The sequence below is a fragment of the Rhodobacteraceae bacterium M385 genome (genome assembly GCA_025141835.1).
Taxonomy (GTDB): Bacteria; Pseudomonadota; Alphaproteobacteria; order Rhodobacterales; family Rhodobacteraceae; genus Gymnodinialimonas.
In genome coordinates, this window is record CP081102.1 from 3,295,111 (window position 1) to 3,317,701 (window position 22,591).

The window sequence follows — 22,591 nt, forward strand, 5'->3', positions numbered from 1 at the left end:
TTCAACGCGCAGCGTCGGCGTCTTCTAGGATCGCCAGCACATCGTCCTGGCTGTCGCCTTTGCGGCCCTTCATCGCGGCCACTTCTTGTTCCAACCGTGTTGCTTCGCGGCGTTGTGTCTTGGCCTCGGCCCGGAAGCGATGCTCCCGCAGCCATTCCAGCACGAAGCCCACCACGATCCCGACCGCCAACGCGCCCGTGACCACCAAGAACAGGGGCAGTGTCAGCTCGTTGGGCATCCGCAAAGCGTTCGCCATCACGTCGGGCATCAGGTTCAGCGTGACCGGATCATTGTTGGCAAAAAACAGGAAAACCAGCGCCAGCAAAACCAACGCCAAGAACAGAAGTTTAATAAACCGCAGAATTTTCAAAGCATCCCCCTTGGGCCTTTACGGCCACCAAGGACCGCCGCACCTAGCTTTCGTGACCGTTCAGCCTGTCGCGTAGCAGTTTCCCGGCCTTGAAGAAAGGCACATGCTTTTCCTCAACCGAGACACTTTCGCCCGTGCGCGGATTACGACCGATGCGGGCGTCTCGCTTTTTCACCGAAAAAGCGCCAAAGCCGCGCAACTCAACCCGGTCACCGGCGGCCAAGGCATCAATCACTTCTTCGAAGATCGAATTAACAATCCGTTCAACGTCACGTTGAAAAAGGTGTGGGTTTTCATCAGAAAGCTTCTGAATCAATTCGGATCGTATCATGGATCATCCCCCAAGGATCATTCGCGGCGTGGCAGTGCCGATTAGCTGGCACTATACTCACATTCACCACTTAGTGAATACTCTAAAGCCACCCTTTTCTAGGGCAAGCCCCTGCCAAATGCCTGTTTCCAAGCATGATTTCGCCGGGCTTGGGTCGCTTACCTCAGCTGAGCGGTCTCAATAATCACCGGGCCCAACACCCGATTCGGGCGGGTTTTCGCTGAACTTAGGGGGGAGTGGCGGGCCCAGAAGGACTCGAACCCTCAACCTGCCGATTAGAAGTCGGCTGCTCTATCCAGTTGAGCTATGGGCCCGCTACGGCGCGGTGTAGCGCCTCTGGCCGGGGCCGGGAAGAGGTGGCGCACGACAAATTTCGAATGGGCTTGGAATTCAGACCTAAAGCGCACGCATCATGAAGACAGAGTTCGGGTCTTCACCGTAGCCGCCAAAGGGCGGGCAATAGGTGAACCCGGCGCGTTCATACAAGCGCCGTGCCGCTGCATGAGGCGGGAGGCTGCCGGTCTCCAGATAGATCGCCGTGCATCCCGCTGCTGTCGCGTCCGCCACAATCGCTTGCACGATTTTCTGGCCTGCGCCTTGCCCTCTCGCGGCCTCTAGAACATGCATGGACTTCAGCTCTGCCGCGGTGTCTCCAAACCGTTTCCAGCCCCCCATTGCGACTGGTTCGCCGTCCAACCTGCCCACAAACAAGCGCACCCCTTCGGCGGCAAGGGTCGCGCCGTTCATGTTGTGTTGGCTTTCGTCGGGGTAATCGCCCGCGCCGTGGGCTTGATGATGCGCAATCAACGGGCGCAAAGCCGGGTCGTCCGCTGCGCAAATCGTGATCTGCATGACTGCACCTTTGGGTTGTTCGTCTATTTTCGTCCTGTGGCTGATTGTGACGGGACCGCCGAGTGGCAATCAAGCGGTCTTTGCGTGGTTCGCGATCGGTCTGGGCGCGTTTTGCGTTAAGGAATGGCAAACTAGGCCACAGCCATCCCATCATTGTCTATATTTTGGGCGAATAGTTGATGTGAAAGAACTCCCGCGCCGCATCACGTTGCATTAAGGGCCAAAACCGCTAGCGTTAACGAATGGACAAACCACTACCGCACTTCAGCGAGATGTATGCCGGCGCCACGCCGCGCAGCCCCTACACCAAATACGATGCTTGGTTTGCCGGCCAGAACAACGCCCGGCTCGCCACCAAATCGCAAGAGGCCGAGGCCTTCTTTCGCCGCACCGGCATCACGTTCAACGTTTACGGACAACAAGATGCCGAGGAACGGCTGATCCCGTTTGATCTGGTGCCGCGCATTATATCATCGCGGGAATGGACCAAACTCTCAAAAGGGATCGAGCAGCGCGTCTACGCGATCAACGCCTTTCTCCACGATATCTACAACCGCCAGGAAATTCTGCGGGCGGGGGTTATCCCGACCCAGCTTATCGCCCAGAATGACGCGTTCTTGCCGCAGATGATGGACTTCAGCCCCCCCGGCGATGTGTTCACCCATATCGTTGGCACCGACATTGTCCGCACCGGAGAGGATGATTTCTTCGTCCTCGAAGACAACGCCCGCACCCCTTCGGGCGTCAGCTATATGCTGGAAAACCGCGAAACCATGCTGCAAATGTTCCCCGAGCTGTTCAGCAGCATCCGGGTGCAGCCGGTCAGCGACTACCCCAAGAACCTGCGCCGCTCGCTTGAGGCCTCGGCGCCCAAAGGCTGCACCGGGCGGCCCTGCGTGGTGATCCTGACGCCGGGGATTCACAACTCTGCGTATTTTGAACACAGCTTTCTGGCCGACCAGATGGGGGTGGAGCTTGTCGAAGGCCATGACCTGCGGGTGGTCGATGGCCATATCGCCATGCGCACCACCAAAGGGTATCGCAAGATCGACGTGATCTACCGCCGTGTGGACGATGAATATCTGGACCCGCTCACCTTCAACCCTGCGTCTATGTTGGGGGTTCCCGGCATCATGGATGTGTATCGCGCGGGCAATATCACCATCGCAAACGCCCCCGGCACGGGCGTCGCTGATGACAAGGCCGTTTATAGCTATATCCCTGATATCATACGCTTCTACACCGGAGAGCCACCGATCCTGAAGAACGTCCAGACCTTCCGATGCTCGGAGCCGGAGAGTTTGAAATACGTCTTGGACAACCTCGCTGATCTGGTGGTGAAAGAGGTTCACGGCTCAGGGGGCTACGGCATGTTGGTCGGCCCCGCTGCCAGCAAGAAAGAGCTGTCGGATTTTGCCGACAAACTGCGCGCGCGCCCCGGCAATTACATCGCGCAGCCGACGCTGTCGCTGTCGACGGTGCCGATCTTCACCGAAAGCGGCCTTGCGCCGCGCCACGTCGATCTGCGCCCCTTCGCGCTGGTCTCGCCCAAGGGGGTGGACATCACGCCCGGCGGGTTGACCCGCGTGGCATTGACCGAAGGCTCTTTGGTGGTGAACTCCAGCCAAGGCGGCGGCACCAAAGACACTTGGGTATTGGAAGACTGATATGTTGGGAAAAACCGCAGGTGGTCTTTACTGGATGTTCCGGTCTTTGGAACGGGCCGAAAATACAGCGCGTTTGATTGAAGCGGGCTTTCGGATCGCATTGACCCGCTCCAATAACGCCGAGGCCGAATGGCGCTCGGTCATTCAAACGCTGGCCGCGCAGCAAGCCTATGAGGCAATTAACGACGGCTACGATAGTGCGCAGGTGGTTAACTTCCTGTTGCGCGAACCGACAAATCCCAGCTCTGTGCTGTCGATCATCAAGTCGGCCCGTGACAACGCGCGACTGGTCCGCACCGCCCTGACGACTGAAGTCTGGTCGGCGGTAAACGAGTCGTGGATGTTGTTCACCGAACTGCTGAAGGATGAAATTCCACAAACGGAATTGCCCGCCATTCTGGCCACGATCCGCCAGCAGTCGGGGTTGGTGCGTGGGGCGTTGCACGGCACCATGTTGCGCAACGACGTCTACGACTTCTGCCGCCTTGGCACTTTTATCGAACGGATGGACAACACCGCGCGGATCATCGACGTGAAATATTACTCGCTTCTGCCCGCGCCGTCCTTCGTGGGAAGTCGCCTGGATAACGTGCAATGGGAAACCATGCTGCGGTCGGTGTCAGCGCATCGGTCTTTCCGGTGGGCGGTTGAGGAAGATTTCAACGCCTCCACCATCGCCGAATTCCTGATACTGGACCGTCGCATGCCGCGCGCCTTGGCCTTCAGTGCCGGAAAGGTTGTTAAAAGCCTGCAAAAACTGGGCGAGAACTACGGCGCATCGCCTGAATCCCATGAGATGGCGAACGTTCTTTATGCCCGTTTGGTGAACCGCGACATCGACTCTATCTTCGAGGAAGGCTTGCACGAATTCGTCCGCACGCTGATCGACAAGACAGCGGGCCTCGCACAACAGATCGAGTTGGACTATAGGTTCTCGGCATAATGGACCTTAGCATCACCCACACAACCGAATACGCCTATAGCGCCCCGGTGGACTACGCGCTGCAAAAAGTGCGGTTGCGCCCGTTGGCCTCTGCCATGCAATCGCTGGCGGATTGGTCGCTTGATGTTTCCGGCGGTAAGATCGAGGCGAGCTACAAAGACCACCACGGCAATCACGTTGATCTGGTCAGCATTACGCCCGGTGAGCAAGTCCTTCGCATCACGGCCAGCGGACATGTCACAACCCTGAATGACACGGGCGTGTTTGGCCCCGTTCATGGCCGCGCACCGCTTTGGCATTTCCGCCAGCCCACAGTCTTAACGATGCCGGGTGCGGCGATTGCCGCCCTGCCCCGCATCCCGCCCGAGCCCGACGCGCAACTTCCCGCGCTGCACGCGCTTTCCGCCACGATCCTCGAGGCGCTGCCCTACAAGTCGGGCGCGACAGCCGTGGACACGACCGCCGAAGAGGCGCTGCAAGGCGAAAACGGCGTGTGTCAGGACCATTCGCAGATCTTCGTCGCCGCCGCCCGCCAGTCTGGCCTTCCGGCCCGCTATGTCAGCGGCTACCTGATGATTAACGATCAGATCGTTCAGGAAGCCACCCACGCCTGGGCCGAGGTCTATGTGGACAAGATTGGCTGGGTTGGGTTTGACGTGTCCAACGGCGTGTCCCCGGATGAAAAATATGTCCGCATCGCCGTGGGCCGCGACGCCCGTGATGCCGCCCCGATTGAGGGGCTGCGCCTTGGGTCAAGCGATGAAACGCTTATGGTATCTTTACAAGTCCAACAGTAGACAGGAATCGCACCCTTCAAAACGTAGAGCCACATGACTTATTGTATCGGAATGCGACTGGACCGCGGGTTGGTCCTGATGTCGGACACGCGCACCAGCGCGGGCGTCGATAATTTTGCCGTCAGCAAGAAGATGTTCACTTGGGAAGTCCCCGGCGAACGGGCGATTACCATCATGACCGCGGGCAACCTTGCCACGACGCAATCCATGATCAGCTTGCTGGAAGAACGCTCTGTCTCGGAACAAGAACGCGATCCCAGCATCTTGCAAGAACCCACGATGTTTCAGGTGGCGCGGCTGGTCGGGGCGACCCTGCGCGAGGTGATCACCACCTCCTCTGCATCCGGGCAAACGTCCGAGGATCAGTTCGGCGCGTCGATCATCGTTGCGGGACAGATCAAGGGCGGCAAGCCCACGGTCTTTATGATCTACCCCGAAGGGAACTTCATCGAGATCACCGATGACACGCCGTTCTTCCAGATTGGCGAAACCAAATACGGCAAGCCGATCCTAGTGCGTGTCTATGATGCGGCGATGGAATTCGACGACGCCATCAAGCTGCTTCTGGTGTCCTTCGATTCCACGGTGAAATCCAACCTCTCCGTCGGTCTCCCGTTTGATCTTCAGGTCTATGAGAATGACAGTTTCACCGTGGGCCGCACGAAGCGGATCACCGCGGATGACCCGATTTATCAGCAGATTTCGGACGGTTGGGGTGATGCCCTGCGCGATGCGTTTAACGTGTTGCCGACCTACAAACTCTGAGATCCCCAAAGCCCCCCGGCTGACCGCCGGAGGGGCCTTTGATTACATCGCTACCCTGCCAAACGCGCCCGTTGATCCGCGCGTTTGAAGAACAGGAAGTAGAAAACCGGCGCCGCGATCATTGTCAGCACCGAGGCAAACGCCAACCCACCCATGATCGTCACTGCCATCGACTGGAAGAACGCGTCCGAGATCAGCGGCAGCATCCCAAGGATAGTTGTGGCCGCCGCCAGGAACACCGGCCGCAAACGCGATGTAGAGGCTTCGACAATCGCTTCGGTCAAAGGCATGTCCGGCTTCGCTTCTCGGGTCAGGTCGATCTCTTCCACCAAGACGATGCCGTTCTTGATCAACATCCCCGACAGGGACAGCAGCCCCAGCAACGCCGTGAAGGTGAAGGGCAAACCCGCCCCCAACAAGCCAAGGCTGACCCCGTTCACGGCCATTGGCACCAGTAGCCAGATGATGATCGGCTGGCGCAAGGCGTTGAACAACAGGACCGAGATCAGGACCATCACGATCAGGCTGAACGGCAGCTGACCTGCAAGGGATGCCTGCGCATCGGAGGAGCTTTCAAGTTCCCCGCCCCATTCCATCGTGTAGCCTTCGGGTAGGGTCATTTCGTCGATGATCGCCTGCACCTCCACCTGCACTTCACTTGCCGTCATATCGCGCGGGATATCGGCCCCCACAGTGATGACATTGGCCCGGTCCCGGCGATGCACCAGCGTATCCTGCGGCTCGAAGGTGAAACCGTCGATGACCTGATGCATCGGTACAAAACCGTTGCCGCTGTCCGAATACAGAAGGTAATCGGTCAGGGCGATGCTGCCGTCTTGCGGGCCGCGCAGAACGATGGGGATTTGGCGGTCCCCTTCGCGGAACGTCCCGGCAGAAAGCCCTTCGCTTGCGAATTGCATCATCTCGGTGATTTCAGATCGCGAGATACCCGCATCCTGGGCACGGTCTTCGGCATAGACCGGGCGCAGCACCAATTCACGCTCTCGCCAATCGTGGCGCGGCGAGATGATGTTGTCGGACGCGCTGACCATCCTTGCCATCGCCTCATCCGCCAGATCGCGCAGAACGTCTGGATCACGGCCAAGGAAACGCACCTCGATCGGCGCGCCGCCACCCGGCCCGAAGGCCAGCCGCATGACACGGAATTCCCCTTGGGGCACGGCATCGGCGGCGAAGGCCTCTAGCACGTTCATTTCTTCTTCGATCACGTCCAGCGATGTGACCCGCACGATCAGGTGGCCATAGCTCGGGTTCGGGTCTTCGCTGTCATAGGTCAGCATGAAGCGTGACGCGCCCATCCCGGAGAAGGACGTCACCGCCTCAACCTCTTCACGCTCGCTCAACCAATCTTCCAGCACTGCCATGTCCTCGGTCGTTTGTTGGATCGAGGCCCCTTGCGGCAATTGGTAATGCACGAAGTAAAGCGGCGTGTTGCTGTCTGGGAAGAACTGTTGCCGGATCTGCCCGAACATCGCGTAACACGCGACCGTGGTGACAATCAGTGTCGCGACAACAATCCAGCGGAATTTCAGGCAGACCCGGAGCACCGCAGCATAGCCCCGGAACAAGGCGCCGTCGTAGCCGCCTTCTCCTTCGCCGGTGCCTTGTTTGAAGAAGTAATGTCCCAAAAGTGGCGTGGCGGTAAGGGCCAGCACCCAAGACAGCAGCAGCGAAATGGCGATCACCGCGAATAGGGAGAACAGGAACTCTCCCGTCGCGTCAGGGCTTAACCCGATCCCAGCAAAGGCCATGATCCCGATCACGGTGGCCCCCAACAGCGGGATTTGCGTTTTGCTGGCCGCCTCTGTTGCGGCATCGCGCGATGACTTGCCGCCCTTCATCGCGATCTGCATCCCTTCCGCCACGACGATGGCGTTATCGACCAGCATCCCCATGGCGATAATCAACGCGCCCAGAGAAATCCGCTCCATCTCGATGGAGTACAGCATCATGAAGAACAGCGTGCCCACCACGGTCAGCAAAAGAGTGCTGCCCACAACCACAGCGGCCCGCCACCCCATGAACACCGCCAGAACCACCACAACGATGGTGACAGACATCAACAGGTTCACAAGAAAGGCGTTGGACGCCTCTTCCACGACGATGTGTTGCTGGTAGACGGGCTCGACCGAAACGCCCAAAGGAATGACGCTTTCCAACTCAGCCAAACGCGCATCGACGCGGTGGCCTACTTCGACGATGTTCTCGGTCGAAATCCCGGCAACGCCAAGGGTGAAGGCCTCGGTCCCGTTGTGGCGCACGATCAGGTTCGGCGCAGCTTCTCGGGCGCGGAAGACCTCTGCCACGTCGGTCAGGTTGATGATCTCTCCGCCGACACCCACCGACAGCGTCGCGATTTCAGACACGGTGTCGGACCCTTGGGGCCGCTGAATAAGCGTGCGCCCCTCGGTCGATTGCAGGGTGCCGCCGTCCACGATTTCGTCTGCCCCCGCAATGGCGGCCTGCATGGCGGCAGGGGGGATGCCAAGGGTCGTGGTCAGGGCCAGATCAGGCTCCACATAGATGACCTCATTGGGCAGACCCGATAGCGACACATCGGCCACCCCGTCCACAGCCAGCAATTCGCGGCGCAGGAAAGCGGCGATGTCGTTGACCTCGGCGTCGGTGTAGCCTTCCGCCGTTACCGCGAAATAAAGGCCAAACACGTCGCCGAAATTGTCGTTCACAAACGGCTCGGACGCGCCACTTGGCAGGGCAGCATCGGCGACACGGTTACGCAGGTCTGTCCAGATGGCCGGCAATTCGGTGCCGTCATATTGGTTTCCCATGTTGACCACGATCCACGATAGGCCGGGCTGGTTCATGGTGACGATGTCATCCACCTCGCCCATGCTCTGGATCTCGGACTCAATCGCTTCCGAGACCTCTAGCGCCACTTCTTCCGCCGAGGCGCCGGGGTATTGCGTGACCACAATCGCGGTCTTGATCGTGAAGGCAGGGTCTTCCAGCCGCCCCAGATTGGCGAAACCCCAAATGCCGCCGATCAGGCAGATCAACATGACGATCCATGTGTAGATGGGCCGATCAATCGAGAAACGTGCGATATCCATGATCCGACCTATTCCTCGAAGCCAACAAAGCGCCGCACTTCGGCGCCATCGGCAAGCTGGCCTCCGGCAATCGTCACGATCTCTTGGCCCGGCTCCAGCCCGTCGATCACCTGAACGCGGCCGTTGTCGGTAGGGATGATTTCAACCGGAGTTCTCGCAACTGTACCCGCCGATGCGCCCGTGGGGGTGAACACGACAACGCTGGCGCTGCCGTCGTTTTCCACCACAACCGCCGATGCGGGAATCTCTATGCGCCCGTCGCTGGTGCCCAGAACTGCCACAACCGTTGCCGATGATCCGGGCCAGATGGACAGGCCTTCCAATGGCTCGCGGCCCAAGGTGATGGTGTAGGTCTGCCCGATTGAGGCGGTCTCTGCGTTGACCTCCCGGATGTCGAATTCATAGCTTTCCTCGCCCGAGGGGAACTGGACTGCGAAAGACACATCCGGGTCTTGGCCCGCCCGCTGAAACAGCGTTTCCGGCACGTCGATTTCCACCCGCAGGTCCGACATATCGTGCATCCGCAAAACCGCCGTGCCGCTTCCCACGGTCGAGAAGTTGGGCACCAAGCGGGCCGCCACCAAGGCGTCAAACGGCGAATGCAGCGTGGCTTGTGACAGGGCGCGCTCTGCGTTGCGCACCGCCAGTTCCGCCAGGTTCAGCTCTGTCTCTGCGTCTTGCACGGCGGTTTCGCTCACGGCGCTGCCCAATAGCGCGCGCAACCTTGTGACCGTGCGCAGGGCTTGCTCGTGTTGCACCTGCGCTTCTTCCAAGGCCAGCTCGAACGGCACCTGATCCAACATTGCCACGACATCATCGGCGGGCACGAAGGCCCCTTCCTCTACCGGGAAATCAACGATCTGCCCCCCGGCTTGGAACGCCAGATCCACCGTTTCGCGCGCGACAACCCGCCCGAAGAACACGCGCCGCACTTCGGCGTCACCAACAGTGACTGTTTCCAATCGCACGAAGGGCGCGTCGGCCAAAGTGGGAAGGGACGACAACATGAGGCAAAGCACCGTTGCGGCGCTGAACTTGGTGAACATGAGTCTCTCCTTAGGGCTGAGCACGCACCGGCACCGAGCTCGGTGTTCTTGAAAATTATCGTGGTGAAGTCGGCGCTTCACCGCTCAATATCAAGAGGGTAGCCACCAGAAATCCCCCATCTGCGCACAGAAAAGTGCGCCCCTGTACAAAGCGTTGTCTGCAAGGCGCATTCAAGGCCGACATCGGAAAAGAGCTGCCCCTAGGGCAGCCCAATCTTTAGGCGCAAGACAACGGTGCAGCCGAGGCTCAGGCGTCGGTTTTCGGGGCGTCCAGGGTGGACCATGTATCATCGCGGGGCGGCGCAGGGGGCGTGTCGCACGACCGGTTATGGATGCTGACTTTCGCGATGAAATTGGCCGAAATCGGTGCAGTCACGAAGAGGAAAGCCATAATCAACAGCTCGTGGGACGATGCCTCGCCCAAGGCGAAGGAATGCAGGATCGAGGCCAAAAGCAACATCCCAATCCCCACCGTCCCCACTTTGGTAGGCGCATGAAGGCGGGTCATGGGGCCGTTGAACTTCAACAGGCCGATGACGCCCACCAAAATAAAGAACGAGCCAATGAACAAGGTCACGGCGGCGGCGTAGGTGGCGATAATCTGCACGCTCATTCGATGATGTCCCCCCGCAACAGAAACCGCGCCAAGGCCACGGTGGACACGAAACCGAGCATGGCAATCAGCAAAGCCACCTCGAAGTAGATTTGCACGCCTTGGTGGACACCCAGAATGATAACCAACCCCAGCGCGTTGATGACCATCGTATCAAGGGCCAAAATCCGGTCGCCCGGCGTGGGTCCAATGATCAACCGCACCATCGACAGCACCTGCCCCAGCACCAGCGTCACGAAGGTCACGCCAAGGGCGATGTCCAAAAGTCCCTCTGCACTCATCACGAGAATATCTCCTTCAGGCGGCGCTCGTAGCGGTTCTTGATATCATCTCTAACGGCGTCCGGATCATCGGTGTGCAGCACATGGACCAGCAGGCTATGCCCCTCGTCCGAGATATCTGCCGATACCGTGCCGGGCGTCAGCGTGATCGTTCCCGCCAGAAGCGTAATCGCCTCGGGCAGGCGCAGGTCCAGCGGCACCACAATCCATGCGGGCTTCAGCTTGGCGTTTGGAACGCTCAGCACAATCCAGGCGACCTGGACGTTGGCCACCAGGATATCCCACAACACGATCACCGCGTAAGAGGTCATCTTGCCCAAGCGGAAGCCCTTCGGCGTGTCCGGCCACCAGATCGACGTGGCCCATGGGATCAGGATGCCAAGGATCAGGCCAAACACGGCCATGCCTGCCGACACCTCGTTCTGCAAAATGATCCAGACAACCGCCAATAGCAGGGTCAGGAACGGGTGCGGCACCAACCAGTAGAATGCGCGGGCCATATCAGTGCTCCTCTTCCGACGACGGGGTGCTCAACCGGCCCGGCGTGTCCAACACGGTCGAGATATAGGGACCGGGGGCGAACAATTGCGCGGCCATGCGGGTGGTGTAGCCGTGCACTTGGCCGGCAAAGACGGTGTGGGCCACCAGCAACGCGATCAGCCCCCCCACCGCCACGTAAGACAGGGTTTCAGGGCGGGGCAAAACCTCGGCCTCTTCCGGCGCGGTGACGCTGTGCGCCTTCCAGAACAGGATGCTACCGGCGCGAGAGAACCCGACAATGCTTATCAGGCTCGATCCCAGAACAATCGCCCAAATCCACACCATCAAATCGGTGTCATAGGCCGCGTCCAGCACCAGCAACTTGCCCAGAAAGCCCGACAGGGGCGGCAGGCCCGCCATGGCGATCGCGCCCACAAAGAAAAGGCCCGCCGTCAGCGACGTTCCGGTCATGGCCGGTTGCACCGTCAAATCCACGTTGCCGCGCCCGCTGCGCACAAGGTCCGAGATCAGGAACAAGGCCGCCCCCGCCAAGGTCGAATGCACGATGTAATACAGCGCCGAGGCGATGCCTTCCGGGGTGAACAGCGCGATAGAGATCATCACCATCCCCATCGACCCGATAACCGAGTACGCCACCAAACGGTCCAGCCGCTTGGCCGCCAGAACACCCACCATTCCAAGGGCCAGCGACACCAGTGCTGCGGGCAGCAGCCAGACGTCGTGCAACCCGCTTGTGACTTCCAGCTCTGGCGGGAAGATCATCGTGTAGACGCGGATGATCGCATAGGCGCCCACCTTCGTCATGATCGCAAACAACGCCGCCACCGGGGCAGGCGCCTCGGCGTAGCTGGAGGGCAACCAGAAATGCAGCGGCACCAGCGCTGCCTTGATCGCAAAGACCATCAAAAGCAGCACCGCCGCCACGCGGATACCCACGGTTTCCTCGGGCCCGATCAGCGTCACACGGTTGGCCAGATCCGCCATGTTGAGCGTCCCCGTCTCGGCGTAGATGGAGCCCAGAGCGAACAGAAACAGGGTCGAGCCGATCAGGTTGAACAGCACATATTGCACCCCCGCCCGCAGTCTCTCGTTGCCGCCCGCGTGGATCATCAACCCGTAGGAGGCGATCAGCAACACCTCGAAGAACACGAACAGGTTGAACAAATCCCCGGTCAGAAACGCGCCCATGATGCCCATAAGCTGGAACTGGAACAGCGCGTGGAAGTGCCAACCGCGCTTATCCCACCCCGAGCCGATGGCGTAGAGCAGCACGCATAGCGCCAGAACGGCGGTGAGCAGCACCATCGTCGTCGATAGGCTGTCGCCCACCAACACAATGCCGAAGGGCGCAGCCCAATCGCCAAGCTGATACAGCAAAATGCTACCGTCCGAGGCCTGTATCGACAGGCCCAAGGACACCGCGATCAGGGTCAGCACGCCCGCCACGGACAGGACACGCTGAATGCCAATATGGTAGCGGGCCGCCAGCACGATGAACGGCGCAAGGATGGCCGGCAAAACGACGGGGGCGATAATCCAGTGAGTCATACTTCGGTTTCCGCCGGTTTAGTGCCCGTCTCGGGCTGGTCATCTACGTGGTCGTCGTCCGAGCCGAGAAATCCGCCCAAGGCGATCATCACCACCACGGCGGTCATCCCGAAGGAAATCACGATGGCCGTCAGAACCAAGGCTTGGGGCAGCGGGTCGGTATAGGTCTCGACCCCGTAGCGCAGAATGGGGGGGGCGCCGGTTGTCAGGCGGCCCGAGGCGAAGATGAATACGTTCACCGCATAGGTCAGCAGGGACATGCCCATGATGACCGGAAAAGTGCGCAGACGCAGGACAAGGTAAAGACCGCCCGCTGTCAAAATGCCAATGGCTGAGGCGACAAGAAATTCCATCTTACAGGTCCCCCTTCGCAGGTATCTGGCCAACAGGCGTCGGCGTTGGCGGGGCCGGTTCCACGTCGGCCTCTCTTGACGGGTCGATGTCCATCGGATGCTCGCTATCTGGCACATGGGTCCGCCGCGCAAGGCGCGAGAAGCTTTCAAGCGACAGCATTACCGCGCCGACCACGGCCAGAAACACGCCAAGATCGAACAGGGCGGCGGTGGCGACCTCAAACTCGTCGAACGGCGGGATGCGGATATAGGTGAAATCCGAGGTCAGGAACGGCTTGCCAAAGAACCACGCCCCGATCCCGGTCAGCCCGGCAATCAACACGCCCGCCCCGATGACCCCGTGATACGGATACTTCAACCGGGCCGAGGTCCAGGCGAAACCGCTGGCCATGTATTGCATCACCACGCCGATGGACACGATCAGACCGGCAATGAACCCGCCGCCCGGCTCGTTATGGCCGCGCAGGAAGATGTAGAAACCGACCATCATCACCACCGGCATGATGACCCGTGTCAGGACCACCATCATCATTGGATGGGCATCGCCCGCAATGGGGTGGCTTGGCAGACGGTTCAACAACCGCGCCCTCACCGGGCCGCTCAGCAGCGTTTCCGTCAGCGCGTAGATCAACAGCGCCGCAATGCCCAGAACGATGATCTCTCCGTAGGTATCAAAGCCTCGGAAATCGACCAGGATCACGTTCACCACATTGGTGCCGCCACCGCCCTCGTAGGAATTGGCCAGATGGAATTCCGAGATCGGCGTCGTGACCGCATCGCGCAGCAAATAGTGATAGGCCAGCGCGAATGTGGCCAAGCCGCCCGCAATCGCCACGCCCGCATCGCGGACCCGGCGCAGCAAGGTGCTTTCTATCGGCGTCCGGTTGGGCAGGAAGTTGAGCGCCAGCAGCAGCAAGATGATCGTCACGACCTCGACGGTGAATTGCGTCATCGCAAGGTCAGGCGCACTGAAGAACACGAACCCGACAGAGACCATCAAGCCCACAATCCCAATCAGGATCAGCGACAGCAGGCGATTGCGGTGCAACAACACCAACGCCACGGTCGCGGTCACCAACATCAACCACCCGGCAATGGGCACCGGACCCGCATTTTGTATCTCGCGGGTGGCCTCTGCGATTGTCCCCGTGGTCCATGCGTGGAAGCCCACTGCCAAGATCGCCACGGTGCCGATGGCCGCGTAGCGAGTGAATGCCCCGTTGTGCAGCGGCAGGATCAACAGGCGGGCAGCAGCGGCGGCGGCCTCTACGATGGCCTCAAAGATGGTTTTGGCTTCGGGCCGGGGGGCGGCATCCCACAGGCGCAAGGCGGGACGGAACAGCGCCAGCATCAACAGGCCCCCGGTGACGGCGACGATAGACATGTAAAGCGCCGGGGTCAGGCCATGCCAGATTTGCAGATGCGCGCTCGGCATCTCGGCGGCAGAGCCGATGAGCGCCCCGGTGACGAGCTTCACGAAGGGCTCTACCAGAAACGGCGCAACGCCAATGGCCACGACCAGCACCACAAGGGTCGCAGGCGGCAACCACATGCCCGCAGGCGGATCATGGGGGTGGGCGGGGTAATCATCACGTACCGGGCCAAAGAACACATGGCCGATCAGGCGGAAGCAATAAGCGGCCGAGAAAAGCGAGCCCACGGTTGCCAAGGCAGGCACGAGCCAAGGCGTGCCATATAGGGTCGTGTGGCTGGCTTCCTCTAGCATCATCTCTTTCGACAGAAATCCGTTGAGCAGCGGGATACCCGCCATCGACAAGGCCGCCAGCGTGGCGATCACAAAGGTCACCGGCATCAGCTTTCGCAACCCGCCCAAACGGCGAATGTCGCGGGTGTTTGTCTCGTGGTCGATGATCCCCGCCGACATGAACAGCGCGGCCTTGAAGGTGGCGTGGTTCAGGATGTGGAACACGGCCGCCATGGCCCCAAAGGCCGTTCCGGTGCCCAAAAGCATGGTAATCAGGCCCAGATGGCTGACCGTGGAAAACGCCAGCAGCGCTTTCAGGTCGTGCTTGAACAGCGCGATCACCGCGCCGAGGACCATGGTGACGATCCCCGCTGTGGTCACAATCGCAAACCATTCCGGCGTGCCCGCCAAAACGGGCCACATGCGGGCCATAAGAAAGATGCCCGCTTTGACCATCGTGGCCGAGTGCAGATAGGCCGACACCGGTGTCGGCGCAGCCATCGCGTGAGGCAACCAGAAGTGGAACGGGAACTGCGCGGATTTGGTGAAGCAGCCCAACAGGATCAGGATCAGCGCCGGCAGATACAGGGGGTCGGCCTGAATAAGTTCTCGGTTTTGCAGGATCACGCTCAGGTCGTAGCTGCCCGCAATCTGGCCCAGAATGAGCATACCGCCGATCATCGCCAGCCCGCCGGTACCCGTCACCGTCAGGGCCATTCTGGCCCCTTGGCGACCCTCGGGCAGGTGCTTCCAAAAACCGATAAGCAGGAAAGATGACAATGACGTCAGCTCCCAGAAGACCAGCAAAAGAAGGATGTTGTCGCTAAGGACAATGCCCACCATCGCGCCTTGGAACAGCAGCAGATAGGTGAAGAACTCTCCCATATTGTCCTTACGGCTCAGGTAGTTGCGAGCGTAGATGATGATCAGAAGGCCAATGCCAAGGATCAGCAGCGCGAAAAAGAACCCCAGCGCGTCCAGCATCAGCGTGAAGTTCAGCCCCAGCACCGGCATCCAATCAATACGCGCGGTCACGACCTCTCCGTCGATGATCGCGGGCAGGTTGGTCAGAAGGCCGACAAACGCCGCCAAGGACACGGTGAAGGTCACACCCGCACAGGCAGACCGCCCCGCTGAATTCATGATCCCCGGCAACAAGGCACCGAGAAATGGCAAGGCAACGATGATGAATAGGGACACGAAACTTCCTGTTTTGGTTGGCAACACAAAATGCGCAAAACTGCCCTAGAATGGCAAGGGCACATCGGGTCCAAAAGGGGCGATATGGTGCAGAGATCGCGCCTTCTTGATCCCCGCACCCCTTGTGTTGGCCTTCGCTAGTGCGCCTCTGCCCCCAACAATAGCATTCCGCTGATCATCAAGAACACGCCCACCACGCCATAAATGCTCATGGATTGGTGGAAGATCACGACGCTCACGATAACAGAGCCCACCGACCCGATGCCCGTCCAGATCGGATAGGCTATCCCCAACGGCAAGCGGGCGGTCGCCGCATAAAGTGCCACCATACTGGCGACCAAGGCCACAGCCGTGATCAGAACGCCCCACCAAGAGAAACTGTCGCCAAGCCTCTTCAGGCCCGTCGCCCAGACGATTTCCAATGCACCAGCAGTAAGTAGATATACCCACGCCATTTCAACCTCCTGTCACTCAGGTCGTCCTGACTTCACACGCCTCTCAATGCCGGGTCGTCCAGGCGGGCCTATGGGCAATCGCTACGCCCGGATTTTCTGAGGGTCAATCCGCGCGCTAGCCCACACTTTTGCGTAGCACCGCCATGACGGACCACATTAGCAGGACTGGCAATACCAGCGTGCGCAGCACGAAGATGCCGATGATTGTCAGCGTCGCGTTGAACAGGGCATCGGCCTGTTGCGTGAAGACCCCCGCCGCCGCCACGTAGCTTTGCACCGAACTCGTTGCATCACTGACCGCGCCGAGAAAGCCCGAGAAGAAACCGCCATCCTCGGCCTCTGCCAGTAGCTCGGCTTCCCCCGCGCCGATCAACACCTGCGCCTCTCCGGTGACCTCTTCCAATTGTGCCATCGCGCTGTTCCACTGGGGGGCCGTTGCCCTCTCTCCCAGCCAAACGCCCCCGGCGAATACCAGCGGCAGGACGAGGCCCAGCGCCGCCCCAAGGCGCACTGCCCTCAGGCTGGCGGCCGCCACGCTGGCGCCGCTTGTCATAGCGGCACAGCCCAGCCCGATCAGACCGATGCCCAAAACAACCAAGCCAATCGCGGCCACGGGCTCCAGCCCTACGGCGACCAAGGCTGCCCCGGCTGCCACGCTGAACACCACATCGGCGACCCGTTCAACGGTGTCATCGACCGGCTCCAACACCTTGAGCGGCTGCAAAGACGCCTGCGCCCCGATGGAGGCGCCAATCTCGATCTCTTGCGCCGCCGAAAGGGCCGCGTTGATCGCCCTCAGGGACACGTAAACACTGGCGGTGACCACGGCGATATCCTGTGCGGCGGCTCTGGCGGGCGGGAGGGCCGGGTTCACCCCGCCGCCCCGCGACAGGTCCAAGAGGCCCACGCAAAGGCACACCAACCCGACTGCGACAAACGCCACCAACCGTAGACCGGGCTTCAGCCCGGGGCGCTTCGGCCTCGCCTCATGTCGCAACTCGGGCCTTACTTCGCGCCTCACCTCGGGCATTTCTGGCGCACGTAGCGGCGGCTCGGGACGGATAAAGTCGCCCGGATCGGTCATAGCATGCTCGGGACGACCAAATCAGGCGGGCGGTGCCCATCGGCGAACGTCTTTATATTGATCAAGACTTTCTCCCCCATCTCGGCCCGTCCCTCCCGCGTGGCGCTGCCCATGTGGGGCAGAAGCACCACGTTGGATAGTTCTCTCAACCTTGGGTTCACTTCTCGGCCCTTCTCAAACACGTCCAGACCCGCGCCCGCGATCTCGCCCGCGCGCAGCATCCGTGTCAGGGCGTTTTCGTCGATCACCTCGCCGCGCGACGTGTTCACAATCACCGCGTCAGGCTTCATCAACTTCAACCGCCGTGCGTTCATCAGGTGGAAGGTGCTTGGCGTGTGGGGGCAGTTGACACTGACCACATCCATACGCGCGATCATCTGGTCAAGGCTTTCCCAATAGGTCGCCTCCAATGCGCCTTCTACATCCTCATGCAGGCGACGGCGGTTGTGGTAATGCACCTGCATCCCAAAGGCCGCTGCGCGTTTGGCGACAGCTTGGCCGATCCGGCCCATCCCCAGAATGCCTAGACGTTTCCCGCCCACACGACCGCCCATGAACGCGGTCGGCGCCCATCCGGCCCAGTTGCCTTCCTGCATCACGCCCATGCCTTCCGGCACCCGGCGCAACACCCCAAGGATCAGGGCCATGGCCATATCTGCGGTGTCATCGGTCATCACGCCCGGCGTGTTGGCGACCAAAATCCCCCTCTGCCGCGCGGTCGCAACATCAACATGGTCGATCCCCGCTCCGTAATTGGCGATCAGTTTCAGCCGATCACCTGCCTGCCCCAACATGCCCCCGTCGATCTTATCGGCGATGCACGGCACCAGAACATCGGCCCGACGCATCGCGTCCACCAGTTCCTCTCGGGTCATCGGGCGGTCTTCTTCGCGCAACTCTACGTCGAACAATTCGCTCATCCGCGTTTCGACCGCTTCGGGTAACCGTCGCGTAACGACAACACTTAGACGCGTAGATGGCATGGGACGGCTCCGTCTTATGGATTTTTGTCTGTCCTCGTGACACTCTCTTATCGTTACCCGAGGCGCAAGATCGCGGGAACGATTGAGGACAACAAGGGGCTGCTTTCGCGCCCCATCGGATCGAGGCAGCCCCCCATGCGGATCATACTGATCGGCCTATTTTCCCTATTCTCTGTGTTTGCTACGCCCAGCACGCCCGCCTTTGCGCAAACCGCCGATGATGCAGCAACGCCCGAGCGCCGCGTTGGCCCTGTGACAGGCTACCCCCTGCCCCGCTACGTCACCATGCGCGCGACCGAAGGCAATGCCCGGCGTGGCCCCTCGCGCAGCCATCGAATCGACTGGGTGTTCACCCGTCGCCACATGCCGATGATGATCGTGGCCGAGCACGGCCATTGGCGCCGTGTGGTGGACCGTGACGGCGCAGGTGGCTGGATGCATTACACGCTCTTGTCCGGCGAACGCGCCGCGATTGTGGAAACCGACATGCTGCCGCTCTATGCGCGCCCGGACCCCACCTCGACCATCCGGGCCCACGCAGAAGTGGGCGTGACCGGGCATCTGGAAGAATGCGTCCCCGGCTGGTGCATGATGGAGGTCGGCGGTTATCAGGGCTGGGTCGATGCCAATGCCATTTGGGGCGTTGAACCCGGCGAGGTTTTTGACTGATCGCCCCTAGGGTTTCAGACCACTTTCCTCTGCCCGCTCCAAACAATGCCGCATCAAGGCGATCCTCTCTGCATCCGTGGCCGCTTGGACGCCCGTTGGCACAATATGGGTCAGGGTTGGATCATCCACTTGGGAACAGTCTAGGAAAACATGCCGGAACGCGCGGTTACACCCCAGCGCTGCGAATTCGGGGCCGCCCGTCACATCGGCCATGACCTCTTCCACCGAGGCGAAAGCATCCGCGACAGAGGGGCCATACCAATTCTCGATCCTGTGCTGCACAGACAACGCCCGACACGCGCCGCCGTCGCCTTGGGCGACCTCCTCCAGAAACCCGGTGTAGGGGTCAGTTTGGGCCGAAACCGGGGCGGCAAGCAGTGCCGCGCTGAGCAGGCCGAGGGCAAATTGATATACCATTGATCTACCCTCAAGCCGCCGGGCGGGGCTTGCCCTGCCGCCTTTGGCTTAGCCCACCTTGTCCAATCCGCGCCCCTTCAGCAGCGCCTCCACCCCCGGCATCCGGCCCCGGAACGCCATGTAAAGCGTATCGGCCTCTTGGCTGCCGCCGGCGGAAAGAATGTTCTTTTCCAACGACTTGGCCAAGGCAGGGTCAAACGGCCCACCCGCTTCCTCAAACGCGGCAAACGCATCGGCGTCCATCACTTCGGACCACATGTAGCTGTAATAGCCGCTGGAATAACCATCGCCCGCAAAAACATGGGCAAATTGCGGGGTCCGGTGACGCATTTCAATCGCGTGGGGCATCCCCAGTGCCTTCAAGGTTTTCTCTTGCGATTCCATAGGGTTGGCAGGGGCATTACCATCGTGGAAATCCAAATCCACAAGGGCAGAGGCGACATATTCCACGGTTGAGAAACCCATGTCGTAGGTCTGCGCCGACAAAAGCCGCTGCAACAACGCCTTGGGCATCGGTTCACCCGTCTCCACATGAACGGCGAATTTCTCAAGCACTTCAGGGACTTCCAGCCAATGCTCATACAGCTGGCTTGGCAGTTCCACAAAATCCCGGGCGACAGAGGTGCCGCTGATCGAGCCATAGGTGACATCACTCAACATCTGATGCAGCGCATGGCCGAATTCGTGAAACAGCGTCCGCGCATCGTCATACGACAGCAAACTCGGGTCACCCTTGGCAAAGTTGCACACATTCACGACGATGGGCCGCGTGTCGCCGCCAAGCTTCTTCTGGCTGCGCATGGCCGAGCACCACGCCCCCGAACGCTTGGACCCACGGGCGAAGTAGTCTCCAATGAAAACAGCGATATGCTTGCCATCTCGCGTCACCTCCCACGCTCGCGCGTCGGGGTGGTAGAGGGGGATATCCAGCGGCGCAAAGGACAGGTCGAACAGGCGATTGGCGCAATCAAACGCCGCCGCGATCATCGCATCAAGCGAGAGGTAAGGCTTCAACTCCGTCTCATCCAGATCATGCTCGGCCTTGCGGCGTTTCTCGGAGTAGTAACGCCAGTCCCACGGCTCTAACGGGCCGTTCACGCCGTCATCGGCCATCATTTTGGCCAGTTTTTCCGCGTCCGCCTCGGCTTGCGCCTTGGCGGGTTGCCACACAGCCATCAAAAGGTCGCGCACCTTATCGGCGGTCCCGGCCATCTCCGTTTCCAGCTTGAAGGCCGCAAAATCCTTGTAACCCAACAGCTTGGCGCGTTCTTCGCGCAAGGCCAACGTCTCGGCCGCGATGCCAAGGTTGTCGGTCTCTCCCCCATTCGCGCCGCGGGCGCCCCACGCGCGGTAGGCCTTTTCGCGCAGATCACGGCGCGGCGAAAACTGGAGAAACGGCACGATTAACGAACGCGATAGCGTCACAACGGGGCCATCGGCGCCCTTCTCCTCGCCCGCCGCACGGGCCGCATCGACGACGAAATCGGGCAAGCCCTCAAGGTCAGCCTCTCGCAGTTCCATGAACCAAGACCGCTCGTCGGCCAGAAGGTTCTGCATGAACTCGGTGCCCAACACCGCAAGGCGGGATTTCACGTCGGTCAACCGCTCACCTTCCGCCCCTTTCAACGCCGCACCTGCGCGAACAAAGGACCGATGCGTCAGCATCAAAACGCGCGACTGCTCCTCGCTTAAAGAAAGCTCCTCGCGGCGCGACCACAGGGCATCAATCCGGGCAAACAGTTGTTCGTTATTGGTAATTTCCGATGAATAGGCGGCAAACTTGGGCGCGTATTCCCGCTGCAACGCCTCTCGCGCGGGGGTCGCATCGGCGCCCGCGAGGTTAAAGAACACGCCCGCGACGCGGTCCAATGTCTCGTCCGCCAGTTCCAGCGCGTCGATTGTATTGGCGAAAGTTGGCGCCTCTACCTGCTCGGCAATCGCCTGTACCTTTGCGCGCCCCTCGTCCAAGGCGGCCTCTAACGCCGGGCCAAAATCATCATCCGTGATCCGCGCAAACGGCGGCAATTCAAACGGTGTGTCCCAAGTTTCCAGCAGCGCATTGGTCATCGAATTCTCCTTTCCCTACACATAGGCGAGATATCGACAGGCAACACCCCCTAGCGGCGATGTCCCTGCCGCATCCGTTTTTCCAACCGTCGTAGCAGAAGCGATAGCGTGACAGTGATTGTCAGGTAGATCAGCGCGACAACATTATAGGTCTCAAAATAGCGGAAGTTCGACGCGGCAATGACCTTGCCCAGTTGTGTGACGTCCAACACCCCAAGAACCGACACGAGCGAGCTATCCTTCACCATAGCCACGAAATCATTGCCCAAAGGCGGCAAGATCGTGCGGATCGCCTGCGGGAAAATGATATGGCGGAAGCGGTTCCAACGGTTCAAGCCTAACGCATTCGCGGCTTCGATCTGGCCAGGATCAACCGATTGCAATCCGGCACGAAACACCTCTGCTATGAAGGCAGAATAGCCGATGGCCAACGCGATAACCGCCCGCCACAACAGCGGAAAATCTCTTGTGCGGATCGTGTCCATACCGATGCTATCGGCCAGCCAGTTATATCCGGCCACGATCCCGGGCGCGAAGACGAAGGCCACATAAAGCAACAGCACGATGATCGGCACGCCGCGCACGATCTCGATATAAAGTCGCGCGATCTGGCGCAGGATCAGGTGGCGCGACAGGCTCATCAACGCCAGCCCCAAACCCGCAGCACTTGCCAAGGCAAAGCCCACGAGGGTCACGGTCACTGTTATCAGAACGCCCCGCTGCAAAGTGCTGAACACCTGCCAATAGATGTCGCTGCTTAGGAGTTGCCACAGCGCGTAGAGGCCAAAGGCCGCCAGCGCGACCAGCCACCACGGGAAGTCATCATCTTGGGGGGAGGGGGACATCATCAGA

22 protein-coding genes and 1 tRNA gene are annotated in these 22,591 nt (G+C 60.4%); 5 read left to right on the forward strand and 18 right to left on the reverse strand.

The window, feature by feature from the left end; genetic code table 11:
- Window position 1 precedes the first annotated feature (1 nt).
- From K3728_16140 to K3728_16155, 4 genes are all read right to left on the reverse strand, one after another.
- Window positions 2-370: a LapA family protein gene (locus K3728_16140; GenBank protein ID UWQ95196.1), complete on the reverse strand. Its 369-nt coding sequence runs from the start codon at window positions 368-370 to the stop codon at window positions 2-4.
- 43 nt (window positions 371-413) lie between these two features.
- Complete coding sequence (gene ihfB / locus K3728_16145; GenBank protein UWQ95197.1) at window positions 414-701, reverse strand: integration host factor subunit beta; 288 nt, start codon at window positions 699-701, stop codon at window positions 414-416.
- A gap of 237 nt (window positions 702-938) precedes the next feature.
- Window positions 939-1,015 (reverse strand) — tRNA-Arg (locus K3728_16150).
- An 82-nt stretch (window positions 1,016-1,097) separates the two neighbouring features.
- On the reverse strand, window positions 1,098-1,553 hold the full coding sequence (locus K3728_16155; GenBank protein ID UWQ95198.1) for a GNAT family N-acetyltransferase: 456 nt from the start codon (window positions 1,551-1,553) through the stop codon (window positions 1,098-1,100).
- Window positions 1,554-1,795: 242 nt separating this feature from the next.
- Between K3728_16155 and K3728_16160 the strand changes: the two genes are divergently transcribed.
- From K3728_16160 to K3728_16175, 4 genes are read left to right on the forward strand one after another with little or no spacing between them, the layout of a single operon-like run.
- On the forward strand, window positions 1,796-3,220 hold the full coding sequence (locus K3728_16160) for a circularly permuted type 2 ATP-grasp protein (GenBank protein ID UWQ95199.1): 1,425 nt from the start codon (window positions 1,796-1,798) through the stop codon (window positions 3,218-3,220).
- A 1-nt stretch (window position 3,221) separates the two neighbouring features.
- Complete coding sequence (locus tag K3728_16165) at window positions 3,222-4,163, forward strand: alpha-E domain-containing protein (GenBank protein UWQ95200.1); 942 nt, start codon at window positions 3,222-3,224, stop codon at window positions 4,161-4,163.
- The gene (locus K3728_16170; GenBank protein UWQ95201.1) at window positions 4,163-4,960 is read left to right on the forward strand and encodes a transglutaminase family protein; all 798 of its coding nucleotides are present in this window, start codon (window positions 4,163-4,165) and stop codon (window positions 4,958-4,960) included. The genes K3728_16165 and K3728_16170 overlap by 1 nt, the downstream gene beginning before the upstream one ends.
- 33 nt (window positions 4,961-4,993) lie before the next feature.
- Window positions 4,994-5,725, forward strand: coding sequence for a peptidase (locus tag K3728_16175; GenBank protein ID UWQ95202.1), 732 nt, complete (start codon window positions 4,994-4,996; stop codon window positions 5,723-5,725).
- A 50-nt stretch (window positions 5,726-5,775) separates the two neighbouring features.
- Here the strand turns inward: K3728_16175 and K3728_16180 are convergent, their stop codons facing one another.
- The 11 genes from K3728_16180 to K3728_16230 all read right to left on the reverse strand — a co-directional run bounded on the left by K3728_16180 (window position 5,776) and on the right by K3728_16230 (window position 18,586).
- A complete protein-coding gene (locus K3728_16180; GenBank protein UWQ95203.1) occupies window positions 5,776-8,817 on the reverse strand; it encodes an efflux RND transporter permease subunit in 3,042 nt (1,013 codons plus the stop codon).
- 8 nt (window positions 8,818-8,825) lie between these two features.
- Window positions 8,826-9,863 (reverse strand): efflux RND transporter periplasmic adaptor subunit, encoded by a 1,038-nt coding sequence (locus K3728_16185; GenBank protein UWQ95204.1) that lies wholly within the window; start codon window positions 9,861-9,863, stop codon window positions 8,826-8,828.
- Window positions 9,864-10,110: 247 nt separating this feature from the next.
- Complete coding sequence (mnhG, locus tag K3728_16190) at window positions 10,111-10,476, reverse strand: monovalent cation/H(+) antiporter subunit G (GenBank protein UWQ95205.1); 366 nt, start codon at window positions 10,474-10,476, stop codon at window positions 10,111-10,113.
- Window positions 10,473-10,757, reverse strand: a complete 285-nt coding sequence (locus K3728_16195; GenBank protein UWQ95206.1) for a K+/H+ antiporter subunit F — start codon at window positions 10,755-10,757, stop codon at window positions 10,473-10,475. Before K3728_16195 ends, mnhG begins: the two co-directional genes overlap by 4 nt.
- On the reverse strand, window positions 10,757-11,257 hold the full coding sequence (locus tag K3728_16200) for a Na+/H+ antiporter subunit E (GenBank protein UWQ95207.1): 501 nt from the start codon (window positions 11,255-11,257) through the stop codon (window positions 10,757-10,759). The genes K3728_16195 and K3728_16200 overlap by 1 nt, the downstream gene beginning before the upstream one ends.
- A gap of 1 nt (window position 11,258) precedes the next feature.
- Entirely contained in the window at window positions 11,259-12,806 is a 1,548-nt protein-coding gene (locus K3728_16205) for a monovalent cation/H+ antiporter subunit D (protein UWQ95208.1), read from the reverse strand.
- Window positions 12,803-13,159, reverse strand: coding sequence for a Na+/H+ antiporter subunit C (locus K3728_16210; protein UWQ95209.1), 357 nt, complete (start codon window positions 13,157-13,159; stop codon window positions 12,803-12,805). The genes K3728_16205 and K3728_16210 overlap by 4 nt, the downstream gene beginning before the upstream one ends.
- A 1-nt stretch (window position 13,160) precedes the next feature.
- Complete coding sequence (locus tag K3728_16215) at window positions 13,161-16,064, reverse strand: monovalent cation/H+ antiporter subunit A (GenBank protein ID UWQ95210.1); 2,904 nt, start codon at window positions 16,062-16,064, stop codon at window positions 13,161-13,163.
- Between the two features lie 137 nt (window positions 16,065-16,201).
- Window positions 16,202-16,519: a QacE family quaternary ammonium compound efflux SMR transporter gene (locus K3728_16220; protein UWQ95211.1), complete on the reverse strand. Its 318-nt coding sequence runs from the start codon at window positions 16,517-16,519 to the stop codon at window positions 16,202-16,204.
- 115 nt (window positions 16,520-16,634) lie between these two features.
- A complete protein-coding gene (locus K3728_16225; protein UWQ97594.1) occupies window positions 16,635-17,483 on the reverse strand; it encodes a hypothetical protein in 849 nt (282 codons plus the stop codon).
- Window positions 17,484-17,599: 116 nt separating this feature from the next.
- Complete coding sequence (locus K3728_16230; GenBank protein ID UWQ95212.1) at window positions 17,600-18,586, reverse strand: D-glycerate dehydrogenase; 987 nt, start codon at window positions 18,584-18,586, stop codon at window positions 17,600-17,602.
- A 135-nt stretch (window positions 18,587-18,721) separates the two neighbouring features.
- Between K3728_16230 and K3728_16235 the strand changes: the two genes are divergently transcribed.
- A complete protein-coding gene (locus tag K3728_16235) occupies window positions 18,722-19,255 on the forward strand; it encodes a hypothetical protein (GenBank protein ID UWQ95213.1) in 534 nt (177 codons plus the stop codon).
- Between the two features lie 6 nt (window positions 19,256-19,261).
- Here the strand turns inward: K3728_16235 and K3728_16240 are convergent, their stop codons facing one another.
- The 3 genes from K3728_16240 to K3728_16250 are packed head-to-tail and all read right to left on the reverse strand — an operon-like array spanning window position 19,262 to window position 22,587.
- Window positions 19,262-19,672 (reverse strand): hypothetical protein, encoded by a 411-nt coding sequence (locus K3728_16240; GenBank protein UWQ95214.1) that lies wholly within the window; start codon window positions 19,670-19,672, stop codon window positions 19,262-19,264.
- A gap of 48 nt (window positions 19,673-19,720) precedes the next feature.
- Window positions 19,721-21,739 (reverse strand): M3 family metallopeptidase, encoded by a 2,019-nt coding sequence (locus tag K3728_16245; protein ID UWQ95215.1) that lies wholly within the window; start codon window positions 21,737-21,739, stop codon window positions 19,721-19,723.
- 50 nt (window positions 21,740-21,789) lie between these two features.
- Window positions 21,790-22,587 carry an amino acid ABC transporter permease gene (locus K3728_16250; protein UWQ95216.1) on the reverse strand — a complete coding sequence of 266 codons (798 nt, stop codon included), beginning with the start codon at window positions 22,585-22,587 and terminating at the stop codon, window positions 21,790-21,792.
- Window positions 22,588-22,591 lie beyond the last annotated feature (4 nt).

Coding starts and splice junctions, on each gene's coding strand:
- K3728_16195 (UWQ95206.1), bottom strand. CDS start 10,757: ATGAGTGCAGAGGGACTTTTGGACATCGCCCTTGGCGTGACCTTCGTG.
- K3728_16230 (UWQ95212.1), bottom strand. CDS start 18,586: ATGCCATCTACGCGTCTAAGTGTTGTCGTTACGCGACGGTTACCCGAA.
- K3728_16180 (UWQ95203.1), bottom strand. CDS start 8,817: ATGGATATCGCACGTTTCTCGATTGATCGGCCCATCTACACATGGATC.
- K3728_16220 (UWQ95211.1), bottom strand. CDS start 16,519: ATGGCGTGGGTATATCTACTTACTGCTGGTGCATTGGAAATCGTCTGG.
- mnhG (UWQ95205.1), bottom strand. CDS start 10,476: ATGAGCGTGCAGATTATCGCCACCTACGCCGCCGCCGTGACCTTGTTC.
- K3728_16240 (UWQ95214.1), bottom strand. CDS start 19,672: ATGGTATATCAATTTGCCCTCGGCCTGCTCAGCGCGGCACTGCTTGCC.
- K3728_16155 (UWQ95198.1), bottom strand. CDS start 1,553: ATGCAGATCACGATTTGCGCAGCGGACGACCCGGCTTTGCGCCCGTTG.
- ihfB (UWQ95197.1), bottom strand. CDS start 701: ATGATACGATCCGAATTGATTCAGAAGCTTTCTGATGAAAACCCACAC.
- K3728_16185 (UWQ95204.1), bottom strand. CDS start 9,863: ATGTTCACCAAGTTCAGCGCCGCAACGGTGCTTTGCCTCATGTTGTCG.
- K3728_16175 (UWQ95202.1), top strand. CDS start 4,994: ATGACTTATTGTATCGGAATGCGACTGGACCGCGGGTTGGTCCTGATG.
- K3728_16245 (UWQ95215.1), bottom strand. CDS start 21,739: ATGACCAATGCGCTGCTGGAAACTTGGGACACACCGTTTGAATTGCCG.
- K3728_16235 (UWQ95213.1), top strand. CDS start 18,722: ATGCGGATCATACTGATCGGCCTATTTTCCCTATTCTCTGTGTTTGCT.
- K3728_16165 (UWQ95200.1), top strand. CDS start 3,222: ATGTTGGGAAAAACCGCAGGTGGTCTTTACTGGATGTTCCGGTCTTTG.
- K3728_16210 (UWQ95209.1), bottom strand. CDS start 13,159: ATGGAATTTCTTGTCGCCTCAGCCATTGGCATTTTGACAGCGGGCGGT.
- K3728_16160 (UWQ95199.1), top strand. CDS start 1,796: ATGGACAAACCACTACCGCACTTCAGCGAGATGTATGCCGGCGCCACG.
- K3728_16170 (UWQ95201.1), top strand. CDS start 4,163: ATGGACCTTAGCATCACCCACACAACCGAATACGCCTATAGCGCCCCG.
- K3728_16205 (UWQ95208.1), bottom strand. CDS start 12,806: ATGACTCACTGGATTATCGCCCCCGTCGTTTTGCCGGCCATCCTTGCG.
- K3728_16250 (UWQ95216.1), bottom strand. CDS start 22,587: ATGATGTCCCCCTCCCCCCAAGATGATGACTTCCCGTGGTGGCTGGTC.
- K3728_16200 (UWQ95207.1), bottom strand. CDS start 11,257: ATGGCCCGCGCATTCTACTGGTTGGTGCCGCACCCGTTCCTGACCCTG.